We start from the raw sequence: 20,036 nt of genomic DNA on the forward strand, positions 1-20,036 counted from the left end.
GGCTATTGCTGCATCTCTATCTTTTCTTGTCTCAGCACAAGCTAATCTATTCTATATTTTTTCAAAAATCTTAAACAGAACGACTATGTCTAATTCACTTCATTTCGAAACACTTCAATTACACGCCGGCCAAGAGATCGATCCTACTACCCGTTCTCGTGCCGTGCCTATTTACCAGACTTCTTCCTATGTTTTCAAAGACGCCGAGCACGGTGCCAATTTGTTTGCGCTAAAGGAGTTCGGTAACATCTATACCCGCATCATGAACCCGACCACCGATGTGTTTGAGAAGCGCATTGCTGCTTTGGAAGGCGGCGTAGCGGCAGTGGCCGTTGCCTCGGGGCAGGCGGCCCAGTTCATCGCACTAAACAACATCCTGCAGGCCGGTGATAATTTTGTCTCCTCCAGTTTTCTCTATGGTGGCACTTACAATCAATTTAAGGTAGCCTTCAAGCGACTGGGCATCGAAGTGCGCTTTGCCGAAAGCGACGAACCGGAGAGTTACAAAAAGCTGATCGATGAGAACACGAAAGCCATCTATACCGAATCCATTGGCAATCCGCGCTTCAATATTCCTGACTTTGACGCCATCGCGGCCATTGCCCAGAAGCATGATATTCCGCTGGTAGTGGACAATACCTTCGGGGCGGGCGGCTACCTGTTCAGGCCCATAGAGCATGGCGCCAACGTAGTGGTGGAGTCGGCTACCAAGTGGATCGGCGGACACGGCACCAGCATCGGCGGTGTGATCGTGGATGGTGGCAACTTCAACTGGGGCAACGGCAAATTTCCGCAATTCTCAGAGCCATCGGAGGGCTACCACGGTCTCAATTTTTGGGAGGTGTTCGGTACGGACGGACCTTTTGGGAACATTGCTTTCTCGATCAGAGCGCGGGTAGAGGGCCTGCGTGACTTTGGTCCGGCACTCAGTCCGTTCAACTCTTTCCTGCTGCTGCAGGGGCTGGAGACACTCTCGCTGCGTGTGGACCGCACGGTGCAGAATGCGCAGGCGCTTGCTGAATGGCTGGAGCAGCACGAGCAGGTGGAGAGTGTGAACTATCCGGGGCTGCCGTCCAGCAAGTATCACGACCTGGCCAAAAAATACCTGAAACGAGGGTTTGGTGGCGTGCTTTCCTTTAACCTGAAAGGCGACAAAAAACAAGCGGAAACTTTCGTGAACAGTCTACAACTGGTGAGTCACTTGGCCAATGTGGGAGACGCTAAAACGCTGATCATCCACCCGGCCTCCACTACTCACCAGCAGCTTTCGGAGCATGAGCAGCAGAGTGCCGGTGTGACACCTACCTTGCTGCGTCTGTCTGCAGGTATAGAACACCTTGACGATATCAAAGCTGACCTAGAACAGGCTTTTGCCAAAGTGCGGCAGCGCCACGAAGAACCTGTATTGAACGAAGCATAATGCCTGAACAACTAGTATTTCATTACCAGAAACAATTCCAACTGGAGTCGGGGGCCTCGCTTCCCGGCTTCCAGTTGGCCTATACAACCTATGGACAACTCAACCAAGACCAAAGCAATGTGGTGTGGGTATGCCACGCCCTCACGGGCAGCTCGGACTTCACCGACTGGTGGACCGAATTATTTGGCGAGGGAAAACTATACGAGCCGGCGGACTGGTTTGTGGTTTGTGCGAACACCTTGGGTGGCTGCTATGGATCCACGGGACCACTTGCAGTTAATCCGGAAACGCTGCAGCCCTACTACCACAGCTTTCCGCAACTGACCAACCGCGACATTGTGCGTGCCTTCGATCTGCTGCGGCAGGACCTGGGTATAGCCAGGGTGCATACCCTGCTCGGCGGTTCGCTGGGTGGGCAGCAGGCGCTGGAGTGGGCTATCTTGCAGCCGGAGGTATGTGGTCATCTGATCCAGGTGGCCTCCAATGCGCGGCACTCGGCCTGGGGCATCGCCTTTAACGAAAGCCAGCGCATGGCTATCCGTCAGGACCCAACCTGGCAGACCAGCACAAGCGAGTCAGGTATAGCGGGTCTTAAAACGGCCCGCGCCATCGCCATGCTTTCCTACAGGCACTATACCTGCTACGAAGCGAGCCAGCAGGAGCCGGGCAACAGCATCACCGATGATTTCCGGGCTGCCTCCTACCAGGTATACCAGGGAGAGAAACTGGCACAACGCTTCAATGCCTACACCTACTGGTTGCTCTCCAAAGCCATGGACTCCCATAACATTGGTCGGGACAGGGGAGGTGTTGAGAAAGCCCTGGAGCGGCTTCGGGCTAAGACCCTATTTGTCGGCGTAGACACTGATCTGCTTTTCCCGATAGAGGAGCAGCAGCAGCTCCACCGGCTGGTGCCGGGTTCTCGTTTCTCCCAACTCCGCTCCGGTTACGGCCATGATGGCTTTTTGGTGGAAACGGCACAGTTGACAAAAGCCATACAGGATTTTTACCAAGCAGAAAAAGTAAAGCACATACACTATGAAAATACAGAAGTTTAAAAAGCGTATCGGCCTGATCGGTTTTGGTTGCGTAGGGCAGGGGCTCTACGATGTGGTGGAGGCCAACCGGCACCTTGGCTGGGAGATCGGGAGTATCTGCGTGAAAGATAAAGACAAGCCGCGCACCTTACCCGCCTCTGCCTTTACCTACAATGTGCAGGAGGTGCTGCAAGATACCAGTCTCGACATCATTGCCGAACTCATCAGCGATCCAGAGGAGGCGCTCGGTATACTCCGGCAGGCGCTGCAGCAGGGGAGGACGGTGGTATCGGCCAATAAAAAAGTAATTGCCGAGAATCTGCCCGAGCTGATTCGGCTGCAGCAGAAATATGGCGGTGTACTGTTGTACGAAGCCTCCGTTTGCGGCAGTATACCTGTGCTGCGCACGCTTGAAGCCTACTATGGCTCAGAGCCATTGCTAGAGGTGCGAGGTATACTCAACGGGTCATCCAATTATATACTGAGTAAACTGCACGCTGAGCGGGGAAGCTACCAATTGGCTTTGGAGCAGGCGCAGGCCTTAGGATTTGCCGAGGCGGATCCTTCCCTGGATGTAGAGGGGGTGGATGCGCTGCATAAGCTCTGCATCCTGGCAACGCATGCCTATGGGGTACTGGTGCATCCGGAGGAGGTGCTGCATTTTGGTATTCAGCACATAAACACTGAAGTCGTTGAGCTGGCTGATGCCTTGGGTTGTCGTATCAAGTTGATTGGGTCTTTAAAAGCTACTGCTACGGGGCAGGTTGCGCTTCAGGTCCTACCTACGCTTATACCTGCAACGGATGCTCTGTATGGTGTGGAAGCAGAATTCAATGGTCTTGAAATAGAAGCTCAGTTCGCAGGCAAGCAATTTCTACTCGGGAAAGGGGCTGGAAGTCACCCGACGGGCTCGGCTGTGTGGGCTGATATTACTTCGGCAGTACGGGGATATCGCTATACCTATCCAAAGCTTTGCACCAGCCAGGCAACAAAGGCCTCCGGAGAGGAGCAGATCACAGTCCTGCTCCAGGGGCAGGGGAGGCCTATAACAACGTTCATAGAATTGCTTCAGTCGACCTTGCACTTTCAGTCGCCGGATAAAAATCAGGTTGTCCTTTCGGTGACGCCGCAGCAACTTAAGCTAAACCAGACCTCCTTGAAGTTGCAAGGTGTATTTGTGGCGGTTGTCCCGGCAAGTGTAGCACTTGATAAAATACCAGACCTACTTGCCCGATCTGAGGCGATTCCTGCATAATATGTACAGGTATAGCTTCAGATCCCAGGTGTGATTAAGTGTTGAAAGTGGAAATTGTTTCGGGGATGGATTATAAGAAAAATTCAATTAAATAATTTTAATAATAGCAATTTTGAATTGCACATTAATTGTATAAGTATATTGTGATAAATTGGGTTATGGCCTTAATAATAACTTTTCAAAATATTTATGCAAATAACGCTATCATTTTCATCTGTTTATGGTTTTACTATCGTACAATGAATATTTATGGACGATACATAATACCCGACGGCAATGAAAACCTATATACCTTGGATAAGCACTCTACTTCTGATAATTATATTTTCATCCTGTAGAAACGACAATGTTTCACCGATTCGGAATGTCCGATTTGACCCCGGTTTGCTAAATCCGCTGCAAGCTGGCGGTGGTATGCCCTGTATCGCACATACCTATTATTATAATGATGCAGAGAAGTCGCTGGGAACTGTATACAGTGGCATGATACTCCTGTCATTTAGCCAGGAACTTACCCAAGAAGCGGCTACAGCTGCAGCAGGGCAGTATGCTTTTATTGAAGAGATGGGGCAGCCGATCCATACAAACTCTGCTCGTTTATACCCTGTCAAGTTAGCGGCAGGACTTAGCTGCCAGCAGGTAGAAGGAGCGATATCCGAGGTTTCAAAAGATCCGGCAGTAGCATACGCAGCTCCCTATTTCGAGTCTGCCGGAGGTAAGCTATTGGGTGTATCGAATGAATTTATTGTAAGTGTGGAAAGTGGCCGACAGCCAGCTGAGCAGGTGATCAAACGCCTGACTGCAGCGACCCGCACTGAAGTAGTAACTGAGCTGAGCGCTAATACTTTTATATTGCGAGCTGATAAAAATTCACGGGGCAATGCGCTCGAGATGGCTAACTTCTTCCATAAGCAGCCGCTCATAAAACATGCTGAACCAGACTTTGTGGTTTCAGTCAGCATGTAAAGTTTTTGATTGTGATGGTTTTGGGTTAAGAGTGAGAAAGCCCCGGTTCCTTGACTGAAACCGGGGCTTTCGTTTTATCAGAGGGGATGCAAAAACTAGCTAAGGTATACGGCAGCCGCTTTGTCACGCAGGTTGTAGGCCGAAGCCATCACCTCGCCATAAGCGCCCGCTGTGCGGATGGCAATCAAGTCACCACGATTAGTCTCGGGCAGCACTACCGCCTTGCCAAAGCAGTCTGACGATTCGCAGATCGGGCCTACGACGTCATATTTGTCCTCAGGGCCTTTGCTAGTCAGATTCTCTATTTTGTGGTACGACTGGTAAAGTGCCGGACGTATAAGCTCTGTCATACCGGCATCCAGGATGGCAAAGTTCGTCGAAACACCTTTCTTGATGTACAGTACTTTGGAGATAAGCGTGCCGCTCTGGGCTACGAGTGCGCGCCCCAGTTCAAAGTGCACCTGCTGGTTAGGACGCACCTCCAGAAACTGATTGAACAGCGAGAAGTATGACTCAAAATCAGGTATAGGCTGCTCGTCCGGACTATAGTAGTCCACGCCAAGACCACCGCCCACGTTAATGTGCTCCAACTGCACCTGCTGTGACTCGAACCAGTCCTGGAATTCGTTTACACGGGTACACAGGTTTCTGAAAGCCGACAAGTCCGTTATCTGAGAGCCGATGTGGAAGTGCAGGCCGATCAGCGACAGGCTCGGGAGTGATTTAAGCAGAGTCAGCACATCTGGCAGTTCCCAAGCATTGATACCGAACTTGTTTTCCTCCAGCCCTGTGGTGATGTACTTGTGCGTATTGGCATTCACGTTCGGGTTGATACGCAGCGCTACACGGGCCGTTTTGCCTTTTGCCTCAGCTAACTCGTTCAGCACGATCAGCTCGTGGCTTGACTCACAGTTGAAGCAGAAAATGTTTTGATCCAGAGCGTAGTTGATCTCTGCATCGGACTTGCCTACACCTGCAAACACCACGTGATCAGCCGGGAAGCCATTTTCAATGGCACATTTCACCTCATTTCCGCTCACGCAGTCAGCGCCAAAACCCACGGCACGCATCTCGTTCAGGATCGGGCTGTTAGTGTTAGCCTTCATGGCGTAGTGCACCTGAAAGTTATATTTAGCTGCCTCCTGGCTGGCCTGCTGCAGGGTTTGGCGCAACAGGTTGAGGTCGTATACATAAAAAGGAGTGGCGTGCTGCTGCAACTCCTGCACAGATAAATTAAGCATTGCTGTTGTTCCTTTCAAAGATGCCCTCATTCAGCAGGACAAGAGATCTTTCTTTATCGGTTGTGTTGATGAGTAAGCTAATGTTGTTTTTGCTTCCGCCGTAAGAGATCATGCGCAGCGGAATATCACGGAGCGCTTTGAAAATCTTGAGGCCGGAGCCGCTGCGATCGGCAATAAAATCGCCAACGATACAAATGATGGTCTGGTCCTGGTCAACCTCTACCTGTCCGTACTCCTGAAGCTCACGCGTGATCTCAGCCAGGAACTTCGGGTTGTCGATGGTCAGGGACACGGCTACCTCAGAGGTCGTGATCATGTCGATCGGAGTCTTATACCGTTCGAACACCTCAAACACGCTGCGCAGAAAGCCATAGGCCAGGAGCATACGTCCGGATTTGATCTTGATTGCTGTGATACCGTCTTTCGCCGCTACCGCCTTGATGCCCCCTTTTCCGGTCTGCGCTGAAATGGTAGTACCCTGCGCCTGTGGCTGCATGGTGTTGAGCAGGCGCACCGGAATGTTCTTCTGCTTAGCTGGCTGTACGCTGGACGGGTGTAGAATCTTGGCTCCAAAATAGGCAAGCTCCGCCGCCTCGTCAAACGACAGTTCCGCAATCGGGAAGGTGTTTTTCACGATGCGCGGGTCGTTGTTGTGCATGCCATCGATATCGGTCCAGATCTGGATTTCGCTGGCATCTGCAGCTGCTCCAATCAAAGAGGCGGAGTAGTCCGATCCGCCACGCTTCAGGTTGTCGACCTCGCCAAAGGCGTTGCGGCAGATGTAGCCCTGCGTGATGAACAAAGTAGCGTCCGGGTGCTTCTCCAGCTCCAGTTTCAGGTTCTTGCTGATGTAGGCCGTGTCGGGCTCCTCATTCTCGTCGATCTTCATGAAGTTAAGGGCCGGCAGCAGCACGGAAGGTATACCTTGCTCTTCGAGGAAGAACTGGAACAAAGCCGTTGACAATAGTTCGCCCTGCGCCAGCACGGCACGCTCTTCGTAAATGGTGAAGAGGTCGAGCGTGAAGGAGCGGATGTGATCAAAATGATGCGAAATCAGCTCAAGTGCCTGTTTTTTCTTGTCGTCGGTAAGGTAGAGCGCCTCTACCACCTGTTTATATTTGTCGTGCAGCGCATCGATGAGCGCATTAGCTTCCTGGTTAGCATTCTGGTAGAGCGTCTCCGCTATCTGTACCAGCTGGTTGGTAGTGCCCGACATTGCCGAGAGCACCACGATCTTCGGCGATCCATCGTTGATGAGGTCCGCCACTGCTTTCATTCTTTCAGCCGACCCTACAGAGGTGCCGCCGAACTTTAAAACTTTCATCTAATCAGTTTGAAATAAAGGGTATAATCAGAAGATGGTCAGGTATAGCCTTTTGCAAGGTATAGGATGAGCAAAGTCTGACTGCAAATTTAGTAAAAAGCAAAGATTTTCAGTAGAGTTATACCTGTTGGGATTAAAAAAGAAAGGGCAGCTTTAAAAAGCTGCCCTTTCTGTAGGAGGTTTCTTCAAGTTAATTTTTCATGATACGTGTCGTCGACTCCATTCCTTCGCCTACTACTTTGAGGATATAGACACCGGATTGTAACTGGCCAAGCTGAAGTTCCAGGTTATTTATACCTGCATCCAGATTTAGGTCTTTGGTCATGACACGTCGGCCATTGATGTCATAGATGGTCATAGCCGCGATTTGTGACTCTGGTACTGTAAGCGTTACTTTGATCACATCACGGAATGGGTTTGGATACGCCTGTGTTGCCAGCTCACGTGCCAAACCTTTGGCATTTACAGCAATCACATTGCTGTAAGCAAACTGTCCGTCTGTGTCAACCTGCTTGAGTCGGTAGTACACGGTGCCTTGCACTGGTGTGCGGTCGGTGAACTGGTACTTGGTCTCCAGGCTGGTAGTGCCCTTGCCTTTCACAGTCCCGACTTTCTCGAAGCTCCTCGCATCAAGGCTGCGCTCTATCTCAAAGCGGTCGTTGTCGAGTTCAGAAGCCGTCAGCCATTCCAGATGCGCCTGGTTGTTGCGGACAGTGGCTGTGAAGTAGACAAGCTCGACTGGGAGTGGGATGATAACAGGAGAGTCCTCAAGGATCTCGAGGGTGAGGCTGACCTCAGTGACGTCACCTACTCCGTCTGTAAGGCGCACTCTGAAGGTATAGATACCTGTTACGAGTGCATCTGGGTTTTCGACGAAGATGTTACCATTGTCAGGGTCCAGTGTAGCTCCCGGAGGGAAAGCGCCACCAATTAACTCAGCCGCTTCGATGCCGCCGTCAGGATCAACTGCTGTAGCTAGAATGTCACCCGGTATATACTCGTCACGGTACTTCGGCGGAGCAATGACATAAGTAGAAGGACAGTTAACGGTAAGTGTTATTTGATCCACGGAAGGCTCATAGGTGGTGCCTCCACAGATAGTGGTTACGGTCCAGGTAATTGTGTAGGTGCCGGTTGTGAGGCCAGTAATTGTGGTAGAAGGGCTGGTAGGGTTTGTGATTACGGCCCCTCTGGCATCTCCTACGAACTCCCAAAGGCCAGTACCAGGATCAGGTGACACAGCTGCCGTTAGGATTGTCTCTTCGCCGCATACGGTTCTGTCGCCGCCAGCATCAGCAACACCAGGTTCGTTGGCTACGGTTATGCTAGGCTCAGAAAGTAACCTCGTTGGAGTAAGGCAGTTGCCTCCTATTACCAATGCATAAAATGAGTAATCTCCTTCCTGGTTAAGTGTACCAGTGCTAACTGGTATTACTTGTCCATTACCAACTATATCAATTCCAATCCGTGTTTCAGTGCCATCAGGTGCTACTCTAAACACATTATACCGATAGGTAGAGTTGTTCTGAGTAGCCAGGAAGATTGTGGCAGGTCCACCCACGCAGACTGTAGTAGTTGGCGTGAAGAACGGTCGGTCAATTGCCGGACCGGAGATGGTGGCATTATAGCGCGCAGCATCTATGAACTCACACTCATTTGACAAGTTTCTAATGTAAACGGCATAGTTAGCGTTCGATGTGATATTGTTAATGGTTAACGTTATAGGTCCTCCTGTACCTTCAACTTCAGAGCCGACTAAATCACCGGTTGCCTCATTCAGGAACTGATACGTAAAGCCCGTAGCCGAGCTTGAAAGTTGTACCTGCACGTTCGAACCGGCACATATATTACTACTAAGCGGGGTGAGTGTAAAGTCAGTGGGCGGTTGTGGCAAGATAGTTCTGGTAATTGTTTCGTTCAAAATAGCTGAGCAGCTTTCAGGAAGTTCATCCCCAAGGCTACCTGTCACTCTTCTGGCTCTTACAGAAAGTACTACATTTTGTGACGTAGCTGTTTCGTTTGGAATCGGACCTGAAGTGATTGTAATCGGTCCGCCTGTTCCCATCACAGAACTGCCGCTGGTCGTACCATTAGGCAAGACAATGGTATAGGCTACACCTGTCTCAGAGCCACCGAGGCTGATTGTAACTGTACCGCTGCCTCCACACAGTACATCATCTGTGTCTGAGGTTACAGTAAAGGTTGCAGTGAGCGGGTTGCACTCTACAAAAAGACTCTCAATAGGCTCGCTTTCACATAAACCTGTAGCTGTTTCGGTTACGGTAACTTCTGCACCAGGGAATAGCTCCGAAGAAGAGAATCCTGTCAGGCTCCAGTTACCATCAGGAGGAATGACGATTGGAGTAAAAGGTGTGCCTCCAATATAAAGGGTTAGTTGTGCACCTCCAGTACCTGTGCCTGTTATCGTGTTGGCTCCTTCCAGAATTGGTCCATTTATTGTCAGCGTTTCGTTCGAGGTTTGTGCTGTGGCTGTTACAGGTTCGGATGGTTCACTTTCAGTGCTGCCAGGTGCAGTAGCCGTGGCTGTGAACGCTGTACCAGCTGGAATTTCTAGACCTGTTACAGTCCAGAAGCCATTTTCATTTACTGTTCCCGGATCACCAACAGCGTCATCCCCAACATAAACCTGAATGCTGGTCCCTGCAGGCTCTGTAGAAGATCCTGATACAATAGTGGTAGTGCCACAATAATCACCGGTTATTACAGGAGCAGCTGACTGGCAGGTTGTAACAACCGTAGTTGGTGTAGACTGGCCGTAATAAGTCGTAGGAGTTCTGGATCTTACATATAATCTGCTTCCTTCTTGTATACCTAAGTCTGCTGTCAAACTCCAGTTGCCACTGGCGTCGGCCTGAACTGTATAGGCATTATTGGATGTTCTGACAAGGTAAAGGGGTACATCGTTCAAAAATAATGTTACAAAAGCGTTTGCAACTGTCGTACCTGTTATGGTGGATGTACTTACACATACTGGTGCTGTAATGGTAGGTGGGTTGTTCGTATTGTTTGTAACTCCATTTAAGAACGGTGCCGAAGGTATTGATTCGCAACCAGTGCCTATCTGTTGAGTTGCAGTGAATACTCCGTTCCCAATACAGTTGTTATTGCCCGAACCACCCCCCGGAGCGCATACTCTAAAAGTCCATGTACCATTAGCTGCAGCGGTAACTGTTTGATTACCATCTGAATTTGTCAGCAGAACCCCATTCCTATAAATTCTGATTATTGCATTTGGAGCTGAAGTGCCATTAAGTACTCTTCCAGGATTATCTGCGCTTAAGATAGCTGGTGGAGGCGTGGTACAAACTGTACTTGTCACCACAACAGTATTTGAAGCCTCTGATACAGGTCTACCAGACGCGGTTGCAGTAGCTGTAATTTGGTTCCCAACTGCGAGTGCAGTGCCCGCAGCTACCGCAAAAGACCAGGTACCCGCTTCTGTGACAGTGGTATTACCCAGAGGGGTGCCGTTACGCAATACCTGTATCGTAGTGCCTGCAGGTTCACGGGATGTACCTGTTATCATTGTAGTAGCAGTCGTTATCGGAGAGTTGATGATGGGTGCAAAAGTCCTGATCGCACCTACTTCGTCCGCTACCAGATCATTTAGAGTAGTGGGAGGAAAGGTGCTGATAATATCCCGGTATGCGGCCATTGCATCGTAATTGTAGCTCTGGAAGTTAACCCCGGCTACATCGGCTATTACACTAAGATCCTGGAGTGCACTCTGCTGGCCCAGGTTAAGGGTGCTGCCTGCCATGCGAAGTGGAGTGGCAGCTGTGATCTGCCCATTAAAAGTCGATATCGGAATATAGAAGTCTACAAAATAATCAGCGTTTCCTCCCACAGTACTGGCAGCAACGGCACGCTGAGAAAATTGTCTGTGAGCTCCACTTAGAAGGGTTTGTCTTGAGGTGCCATTATGCTGGATCAGACTTACATCGAAGCCTGAAGAGAAAACAATCTCGTACTCAAATCCAGGGTTAGCGCCGGTTCCGGCAAAAGTATTGTCGCTGTCAATGAGGACACTGTACCCCCGCTGTGAAGGTGAGTTGCCACCAATCCGCATTCTAAACATTAAATGTTGACCATCATAAAAAGCTTGTAATGGAGCAGGGGAGACAAAATCAGTATGGCCTCCCGCTTCTCCCCTCCTGATGTCCCCGATAGGCTCAGGAGTAAGTGTAGGCAATGGCCGATAAGGGACCTCACTCACGGCAGGACCAATATCTGAAGTTCCTGCAAATCCAGCTGGGGTAGTGGAAATATAACCATCGTTATTAGGATCCAATATGTCTTGCCCGCCATTAACAGCTTCTCTGATAATCAGACCTGGTGTCTGCGCTAAAGCGCCTGTGATCGATACTACGGCCAGAAGGGCAGCCAGCAGGCTGTTTCGCAGCATCGAGACTTGTATAATTTTTTTCATAGTCCAAGTAAAAGTTTGTTATAGCATGTACTTTTTAGGGTAAACAACACAATAACTAATAGTCTGTAAATGGTGCGAAATGGCTTGTCCAGACTACTTGTCCAGACTATTAGATTGTATTGGGTTATACGTTCCTGTGCTACAAAACTTTAGTGTGCAATTGGATGGAAATTGGAGAGGTTTACTTGTTATAATTGTATTAATAAGACGCTATATTTTTATAGAAATATCTAGTGATATAGAGACTCTTAGCTATTTCTTGTGTTATGAGGGGTTTTAAGAATAGTGTCTTGGCCTAGGAGCTGGCAGATTGGTAAGGGGTTGAATTAAGTGAAAAAAACAGTGCAATTTTTGTAAAGGGATTGAGTTGTTTGAAGAGCGGAAATGTACAATATTTACGCTCTATAGCATGAGTGAATATAAGGAAGGTGAGTTGAGGTAAGAATTTAAAAAATCCTTGATTTTCTAAACGATCGAAAGAACGATACTGGCTGCATTTCCACCGAAGCCAGCGGCATTTACTAAGATGCGACGCATAGGGCCAGAAGTGTGTGTTGGGAGTAAATTCGTATAACCTGGGGTAGTAATTTGCTGGGATGAGAGCAGGTGCAGGGCATATTGTAGACTCAATGCACCGGAGGCACCTAACGTGTGACCTATCAAGTGCTTGTTCGTAGTCAGAGAAGGTAATTTATCGCCTAATACAGCTTCGATCGCAGCTAGTTCAGCATTATCTCCGGCTCTGGTGCCAGGGGAGTGGGTGATGATCGCATCAATCTGGTTATCATCTTGACCAAGATGACTAATGGCATGTCGCATGGATCTCTGGAAATTCTGGCCCTCTGCTGATATACCTGTTTTACTCGTGATTTGCTCAAACCCAAAACCGACTGCTTCTATAATGACATCAGCTGTTCTAAGTTCTGTTGAAAGAGCTTTTTCGAGAGCGAAAACACCAGCGCCTTCCCCTAACACAAAGGTGTTTTGCCCGGAGATGCCGTAGGGCTGACAAGGAAATAAATCATCTTGTAACCTGGAATATATACCCACCGCTTTCATCTGGGCTATGGTAAAATCTGTGAGTGGCGCTTCGGTACCGCCTGCCAGAAAGCGATTTGCCATACCTGCCCTGAGCCAAGCAACCCCGTTGGCTACAGCCATGAGTGCCGTACTACAGGTAATAGAGTGGCTGATCTGGGCGCCACCGGCATTCACAGCATGTCCTACCCAACTCGATAAATTGCCCAAAGTGGTCGTAGGGGAGGAGGAGGAGGAAAGCTGGCCTAGCTGATATGCGTCGTAATGGTGCTCAAACAATCCGGTTGCTCCTCTGGAGGAGCCAATGTTCACCGCCAGATCTTCCTGCTGAGCTGTACCCTGGTTTAACCAACCTGCCTGCGTAGTAGCCTGTATTGCCGCAAAAATTGCCAGATGCACAGAGCGATCCAACTGGCGGTAGCCCGAATTACTGGAGATAAGTGCCTGTAGTGCTGCCTCTGCCGTTGGCGGAAGGGAAGCTACGGGGGTGGGTTGCCCTTGATGTTGTATAATAGTGATGGCAGGCTTTCCAGCAAGGTAGCCTTGAGCAATCGTTTCACTATCGGCCCCAAGCGATGACACAGCACCACAGCCTCTGACTACGATATGTTCTTTTGCAGATTTCAAATCAGCCGCAAATGTAGCAGAAATTAAGCTTAATCATGCAGAGTGGTCTGCTGAGGGGGCTCAAAATAGCGGTTGCCCGTAATGAGTTCCTGCATGCCTCGTATGGTCTGGTACACCTGATCTAATTGTGCATCAGTAATACAATATGGTGGGATGACGTAAATAATGTTGCCGAGCGGACGCAGGATCACCCCTTGCTCCAAGGCGAAACTATAAAGTGTGTCGCCCAGTTTGTTGAAGTAAGAAGTGCCGTCCGCCTCGAACTCCACCGCCAGAATAGTTCCCTGCTGACGTACTTCAACGACTTTGGGCATCGATTTGAGTTGTTCTGCAAAAGCTGTGTGACGCTGGCTGATGTGCGTGATATGTTGTTGTGTTTCTTCCTGCAGCAGCAAGTCCATGCTGGCCAGGCCAGCGGCGCATGCAACTGGGTTGCCCGTGTAACTGTGCCCATGAAACAGGGTCTTGTGCTTATCGTCGCTCAAGAAGGCTTCGTAAATTTTTTCATTGCAGGACGTGGCGCCTAAAGCCATGGTACCGCCTGTCAACCCCTTGGACATGGTAACCATGTCAGGTTTGAGCTGTTGGTAATCACTGGCAAAGGTACGTCCAGTGCGTCCAAAGCCCGTCATCACTTCGTCGGCGATGGTGAGGATGTCGTGTTGCTGGCAAATACTTAGAAGTTGATCGAGTACCTGTGGTGTGTACATCACCATACCGGCAGTACCGAGCACCAGCGGCTCGTAGATAAAAGCGGCCACATCGCTGGCATGGGCGTAGGCTTCCAGCTGTTTGATGGTTTCCTCTTCGTGCCCCGGTATAGGCACATCAATAAAGCAGACCTCAAACAAATAAGACCAAAAGGGCGCCGTGAAGGCGCTGCGTGCACTCACCGCCATTGCCCCGAAGGTATCGCCGTGGTAGCTGTTGCGAAAAGCGATGATTTTACGCTTCGGTATACCCTTGTTCTGCCAGTACTGGATCGCCATTTTGAGTGCGACTTCTACGGCTGTAGAGCCATTGTCGGAGTAGAAGATGCGGCTCTGGCCTGTTGGCAGGATCTGTATGAGTCGCTCGGCAAAGGTAATGGCGGCAGGGTGGGTGAAGCCGGCGAAGATTACGTGCTCCAGCGTCTGCAACTGATCGGCTACCTTTTGCGCGATATAAGAATGCGCATGCCCGTGCAGGTTCACCCACCACGAAGCTACGGCATCGATGTACGTCTTTCCATCCTCCGCATACAACAGCGCTCCTTCGCCCCGGACGATCGGTATAGGGAGGGCAGCGGTTTTCATCTGTGTGTACGGATGCCAAATGACGTTATGATCGCGTTCTGCTAAGCTCATTTTTGAATGAGTGAGTTAGTAAATGAGTGATTTTAGTAGAGTTTAATCAATAGGCTTTCAGGTTGTTTATCCTTTGTTATACAGGCTTACAGGTATGGTACAAAACTCTTAGCATACTCAGCTACAGCCTCTTGGCAGAAGTCGGCTTCCTGACGGATAGACGGTAGTCGGCGCAAGCCTGTATACTTGATGATGAAGTCCTCGGATGTCTGGTTCTCCTCTCCGTTGAAAATAATGCCCGCCACCGGCACTTTGCGGTAACGCAGTACCTCTGCTGTGAGCAAGGTATGGTTAATGCTGCCGAGGTAGTTTCTGGAAACGAGGATCACCTCCAATCCCAGTTGTTGCACCAGGTCCAGCACTAAGTAGCGCTTGTTCAAGGGCACCATCAATCCGCCCGCACCTTCTACGATCAGGTTGTTCTGTGTTTCAGGAAGCTCCAGTCCGTGCACGTCGATCTCGATGCCTTCGGCTGCCGCCGCTTTGTGCGGAGAGGCGGCCATCTTAAGGCGGTAGGCTTCGGGGTGAAACACGGACTTTTCATTTGAAATAAGACTTTTAACCGTGTCTGTGTCGGTAAAGTCTAGACCGCCCGCCTGTACGGGTTTCCAGTAGTCGGCCTGCAGTGCTTCGGTGAGAATGGCTGCGGCAACTGTCTTGCCAACGTCCGTTCCGATGCCTGTTACAAAATATCTTTTCATGTACCTTTCGCTATGGCCTGCACGAGGCCGTCAATTTCTTCTTCACTATTATAGGCATGCACGATCACGCGGAGCCGCTCTGTGCCGGCGGGCACAGTAGGGGGCAGCACGGGGCGCACATCATATCCTGCTTGTTGCAGCGCAGCCGCTAGCGCCTTGAGTTGCCGGGACTGTTGCGGGAAAACAGATAGGATCACACTGTTTTCCGGAGTGCAGCGAATGCTGCTAAGTTTGTTCAGTTTCTGGTACAGTCGGGTCGCTAATTGCTGCACGCGTTCACGCTCAGGCGCGAGTTTGGACAGCAGGGTATAAGCACACTTTAGGGCCACCAGCGCATGCGTCGGTAGGCCTGTCGTGTAAATAAATGCTCTACTATAATTAATCAAAAAGTCGCGCAGCACCTTGGGCCCAACCACGGCAGCCCCGTGACTGCCCATGGCTTTGCCATAGGTGATTACCTGCGCAAACACCTGGTCCTGTAGTCCAAGTGCCACTGTCAACCCTTCACCGTTCGGGCCATACAAACCCACGCCATGAGCCTCGTCTACAATCAAAGCGGCACTGTACTCGTTACATACCTGAGCCAGCTCCTTTAGCGGTGCCTTGTCACCGTCCATGGAGTAGACAGATTCCACCACCACGTATACCTGTCCGGTTGCATGCTTCAGCTTTTGCCGCAAATCCTCCACACTGTTGTGGCGGAAGGCGTAGGTCTTGGCAAAGCTCAGGCGCAGGCCGTCTTTCATGGAGGCATGGCTGGCCTCGTCATAAAACACGGTATCGCTACGCTGCGGCAGGGCAGACAATAGGCCCACGTTTGCCGTATACCCGGAGTTAAAAAGCAACGCCGCCTCCCCCTTGTGGTAGGGCGCAATGATACCTTCCAGCTCTTCGAAGAGGCCGTGGTTGCCCGAAAGTAGTCGGGAGCCAGTTGCCCCCAATGGTAAATGCCTGTAGTGCTCCTCTTCCTTGTGGATAAGCGCCCGCAATTTCTCACTGCGAGCAAGGCCGAGGTAATCGTTGGAACAGAAGTCAACTAGTCCGGCAGTGATTTTAAGCGTACGCAAAGTACCCTGCGCCGCCCGTTCAGCCAGCTTCTGCTGTAGTTTATTTTTCAGGACATCAGACATGGATTAGAACTCAGTTTTCTGATTTCAATATAGGTTTAATGTCTTGATGCCTCTAAAGTTTAGAGATCAAAAGTGATGTCATCTCCTAAAGTATGACATCAGTATCATCAGGCTGGGCTTTCACACCAGGGTTCCCCTCTAGAGAAGGGCAGGGGTGTGTTATAGCTATTGCCTTAATCCTTCGCCTAAAACCCATTCAGGATGACAGAGACAAGAGGCTTTCCGGTAAATTTTGTATTACCAAAGATCTAGCAAACGTGCTGTGCTTCTTCTTTAAAGGATTTTCTTGGAGTAAGACCCAACAGGTCAAACATAGCTTTATCGGCGTCGAAGTCCGGGTTTGGCGTCGTCAGAAGCTTTTCGCCAGTGAAGATGGAGTTGGCACCAGCCAGGAAACAAAGTGCCTGATCGGTCACGCTCATGCGCTCGCGGCCTGCTGACAGGCGTACCATGGTCTTGGGCATCAGGATACGGGCCGTGGCGATCATGCGTACCATTTCCCAAACGGTAACCAGCGGCTGGTTTTCCAGTGGCGTGCCTTTTACCGGTACCAGTGCGTTTACCGGCACTGATTCCGGGTGCTGCACCAGGGTGGACAAGGTATGGAGCATACCGATACGGTCTTCGTCTGTCTCGCCCAGACCGATAATGCCACCAGAACAAACCGATATACCTGCCTTGCGCACGTTCTCGATTGTGTCGAGGCGGTCGTCGTAGGTACGGGTCGTGATGATGTTGGAGTAGTTCGCCTCAGACGTGTCGAGGTTGTGGTTGTAGGCGTACAAGCCGGCTTCTTTCAGCTTCTCAGCCTGGTACTCGTTCACCATACCCAGGGTACAGCAAACTTCCAGTCCCATCTCGTTCACACCTTTCACCATATCAAGCACTTTGTCGAAGTCGCGGTTGTCGCGCACTTCGCGCCAGGCGGCACCCATGCAGAAACGGGTAGAACCGCCGTCTTTGGCACGCTGCGCAGCCGTGAGTACCTGCTCCTGGCTCAACAGTTTGTGCACATCCACACCTGTATGGAAGCGTGCCGCCTGCGGACAGTAAGAGCAGTCTTCCGGACAGCCACCGGTTTTTACTGACAACAAAGTACACACCTGCACCTCACCAGTAGCCTGGTGCTGCTTATGTACATTGGCTGCTTCTACAATCAGTTCCAACACCGGTTTATAATAGATCGCTTTGATCTCCTCCAGTGTCCAGTCGTTACGTATGGCTGCGTTAAGTCCGTCTTGCGTCATGTTTATCGGGTTTGGATTACGAAGATAATTTGAAGATTTAGGAATAAAAAATCAAGGTTGGGGGTATATTCAGTGGATAACTTGTTAACTATTTAAGCACGTGTACTATTTCTGTGGAAAAAATGGTTTGTTAATTTGTTGGGAAGCAGCTTTCAGTAGGGCTGCGCGGCCCTCATGCTGTGGAAATAAAGTTGAAGCCGGACTTGCTGTTTGATGGCCCCAGGCTTTGTACAGGGCAACAGAAGAAGGGATTTTGGGGTATACCTGAATCTGTAAATTGTACCGATCTCTTCTTCATTGTTGACATATGCATTTGACCTCTACTTCCCCTACCACCACACCCTTGTTGCTTTCACCTGAAAATGTGCTTCGGAAGCTTGCTGTCATTATTTTCGTGCTGCTGCTGGCTGATATTGCCGGGATTTTACTGGACAGTGTTTTGCACTACGAATCAAGGTTGACGCGGATATTGATGTATTATTTTACTTTCAACGGCGAGAGCAACATACCTGCTTTTTTCTCTTCGGTGATGTTGTTAGCTGCCAGTGGACTCCTTTTTCTTGTTCACCGCCAACACAAGCACTCTGTACAGGAAACCTATACCCGTCATTGGTTTATCCTGGGGTGCATTTTCCTGTTTATGGCCATCGATGAGAACACACAGATACACGAGCGGGTGGCGGATTTTGTGCGTCCGCGTCTGGCAACCGATTTGTCAGGCATGCTGCATTGGGCCTGGGTGGTGCCCTATAGCGTGCTCACGCTGGCGGTTGTTGCTTATTTTATCGGCTTTGTGCTTCGCCTGCCCGCTTATACCCGCAATCTCATCCTGCTGTCGGGTGCGCTGTTTGTGGGCGGTGCGCTCGGGCTGGAGTTTTTTGAAGGCTATCTGTACAAGCGCTACGGGCTAGACCACCTGTACAACCGCATCCTCTACTGCCTGGAAGAGCTAATGGAAATGTCAGGGGTAGCGTTGTTTATCTATGCCCTGCTCGACTACCTGACAAGATATGGCACCCAGATCCTGATTGCTCCCAAAAACAGAGACGTATAATATGTGTACCTTTGCCAGTGCGCGGGCAGGTCGCCCGGCGCTCTATACCTGAATCTATGTCATTTTCGTCATTAGGCCTTTCGGCACCACTGCTTCGTTCCATTCAAGAGCAAGGCTATACAGCTCCTTATCCTATACAGACACGGGCTATACCTGCCATTCTGAAAGGAAAGGACCTGTTAGGTATAGCCCAGACCGGCTCCGGCAAGACGGCTAGTTTCGCGTTGCCTATACTGGAGCTATACCAGCAGAAGCAGGCCGGCCGTAACCGCTATGTGCGCACGCTGGTGCTGGTGCCGACACGCGAACTGGCGGTACAAATCGAAGAGGTGTTCAGAGCATTCGGTAAAGGACTGGGCAGACCGGTGAAGACGCTGGCCGTGTATGGTGGCATCTCGATCAACCCGCAGATGATGAAGCTAAGCGGTACAGATGTGCTCGTTGCCACGCCTGGCCGACTGCTCGACCTGATCGAAAACAAAGCAGTGCACCTTTCAGAGGTAGAAACGCTGGTGCTCGATGAGGCAGATAAAATGCTGAATCTGGGGTTTCAGGAGGAGGTGAACAAGCTGCTCGGCATGTTGCCAGCCGGGCGGCAGAACCTCCTGTTCTCAGCTACATTGAGCCAGGATGTGGAGGATCTGATCAGCAAACTGCTGACGGACCCGGTGCGGGTAACCGTGCAGGAGGAAGCCACGGTGCCGGAACTGATCAAGCAGGTAGCCTACCAGGTAGATCCTGAGAAGAAAGGGCCGCTGCTGCGTTACCTGATCCGGCAGCACGACATGCAGCAGGTGCTGGTATTTGCTTCGTCCATCCGTACGGCTGATAATGTGGTGGGTAAACTCAAAAAGCACGGAATTGAAGCCGCTGCTTTTCACGGTGACAGAAGCCAGGGCGGCAGAACGGAGGCGCTTCGTCAGTTCAAGGCGGGCAAGCTCCGCGTACTGGTCGCCACCGATCTGGCCTCACGAGGTATAGACATCAAGTTCCTGCCTTATGTGATCAACTACGAACTGCCGCGCTCTCCTAAAGACTATGTGCACCGGATCGGGCGTACAGGCCGTGCCGAAGCCTCCGGCGAAGCCATTTCGCTGATCACACCGGAAGATGCCCATCACTTTAAAATCATCCAGAAAAAAATGGGAGTGAGGGTGGAGGTGCTTCCTACAGGCGAAATTGAACTGCAGGGACAGTAAG

At 50.5% G+C, this 20,036-nt stretch carries 14 protein-coding genes; 6 read left to right on the plus strand and 8 right to left on the minus strand.

Annotated features, from left to right (window positions below):
- Positions 1–85: 85 nt before the first annotated feature.
- From BW972_RS12650 to BW972_RS12665, 4 genes are all read left to right on the plus strand, one after another.
- Entirely contained in the window at positions 86–1,420 is a 1,335-nt protein-coding gene (locus BW972_RS12650; RefSeq protein ID WP_076422391.1) for an O-acetylhomoserine aminocarboxypropyltransferase/cysteine synthase family protein, read from the plus strand.
- Positions 1,420–2,478 (plus strand): homoserine O-acetyltransferase MetX, encoded by a 1,059-nt coding sequence (metX, locus tag BW972_RS12655; protein WP_076422392.1) that lies wholly within the window; start codon positions 1,420–1,422, stop codon positions 2,476–2,478. The genes BW972_RS12650 and metX overlap by 1 nt, the downstream gene beginning before the upstream one ends.
- A complete protein-coding gene (locus BW972_RS12660; protein WP_076422393.1) occupies positions 2,459–3,712 on the plus strand; it encodes a homoserine dehydrogenase in 1,254 nt (417 codons plus the stop codon). Before metX ends, BW972_RS12660 begins: the two co-directional genes overlap by 20 nt.
- Positions 3,713–4,126: 414 nt before the next feature.
- Positions 4,127–4,678 carry a hypothetical protein gene (locus BW972_RS12665; protein ID WP_143732056.1) on the plus strand — a complete coding sequence of 184 codons (552 nt, stop codon included), beginning with the start codon at positions 4,127–4,129 and terminating at the stop codon, positions 4,676–4,678.
- A 95-nt stretch (positions 4,679–4,773) separates the two neighbouring features.
- Here the strand turns inward: BW972_RS12665 and lysA are convergent, their stop codons facing one another.
- The 8 genes from lysA to bioB form a co-directional block, all read right to left on the minus strand.
- Positions 4,774–5,919 (minus strand): diaminopimelate decarboxylase, encoded by a 1,146-nt coding sequence (gene lysA, locus BW972_RS12670; protein WP_007657909.1) that lies wholly within the window; start codon positions 5,917–5,919, stop codon positions 4,774–4,776.
- Positions 5,912–7,243: an aspartate kinase gene (locus BW972_RS12675; RefSeq protein ID WP_007657910.1), complete on the minus strand. Its 1,332-nt coding sequence runs from the start codon at positions 7,241–7,243 to the stop codon at positions 5,912–5,914. The genes lysA and BW972_RS12675 overlap by 8 nt, the downstream gene beginning before the upstream one ends.
- A 190-nt stretch (positions 7,244–7,433) precedes the next feature.
- Positions 7,434–11,693, minus strand: a complete 4,260-nt coding sequence (locus tag BW972_RS19760; RefSeq protein ID WP_143732058.1) for a T9SS type A sorting domain-containing protein — start codon at positions 11,691–11,693, stop codon at positions 7,434–7,436.
- 465 nt (positions 11,694–12,158) lie between these two features.
- Positions 12,159–13,358 carry a beta-ketoacyl synthase N-terminal-like domain-containing protein gene (locus tag BW972_RS12685; RefSeq protein WP_076422395.1) on the minus strand — a complete coding sequence of 400 codons (1,200 nt, stop codon included), beginning with the start codon at positions 13,356–13,358 and terminating at the stop codon, positions 12,159–12,161.
- 29 nt (positions 13,359–13,387) lie between these two features.
- On the minus strand, positions 13,388–14,704 hold the full coding sequence (gene bioA / locus BW972_RS12690; RefSeq protein WP_076422396.1) for an adenosylmethionine--8-amino-7-oxononanoate transaminase: 1,317 nt from the start codon (positions 14,702–14,704) through the stop codon (positions 13,388–13,390).
- Between the two features lie 86 nt (positions 14,705–14,790).
- Positions 14,791–15,405 carry a dethiobiotin synthase gene (bioD, locus tag BW972_RS12695; RefSeq protein WP_076422397.1) on the minus strand — a complete coding sequence of 205 codons (615 nt, stop codon included), beginning with the start codon at positions 15,403–15,405 and terminating at the stop codon, positions 14,791–14,793.
- The gene (locus tag BW972_RS12700) at positions 15,402–16,535 is read right to left on the minus strand and encodes an aminotransferase class I/II-fold pyridoxal phosphate-dependent enzyme (RefSeq protein ID WP_076422398.1); all 1,134 of its coding nucleotides are present in this window, start codon (positions 16,533–16,535) and stop codon (positions 15,402–15,404) included. The genes bioD and BW972_RS12700 overlap by 4 nt, the downstream gene beginning before the upstream one ends.
- A gap of 248 nt (positions 16,536–16,783) precedes the next feature.
- A complete protein-coding gene (bioB, locus tag BW972_RS12705) occupies positions 16,784–17,782 on the minus strand; it encodes a biotin synthase BioB (protein WP_076422399.1) in 999 nt (332 codons plus the stop codon).
- A gap of 307 nt (positions 17,783–18,089) precedes the next feature.
- On the opposite strand from bioB, the gene BW972_RS12710 reads away from it, so the two are divergent.
- Complete coding sequence (locus BW972_RS12710; RefSeq protein ID WP_076422400.1) at positions 18,090–18,836, plus strand: multidrug transporter; 747 nt, start codon at positions 18,090–18,092, stop codon at positions 18,834–18,836.
- A gap of 56 nt (positions 18,837–18,892) precedes the next feature.
- Complete coding sequence (locus BW972_RS12715; RefSeq protein ID WP_007657924.1) at positions 18,893–20,035, plus strand: DEAD/DEAH box helicase; 1,143 nt, start codon at positions 18,893–18,895, stop codon at positions 20,033–20,035.
- Position 20,036 lies beyond the last annotated feature (1 nt).

It is taken from the genome of Pontibacter lucknowensis (assembly GCF_900156415.1).
In the GTDB taxonomy this organism is placed as follows: domain Bacteria; phylum Bacteroidota; class Bacteroidia; order Cytophagales; family Hymenobacteraceae; genus Pontibacter; species Pontibacter lucknowensis.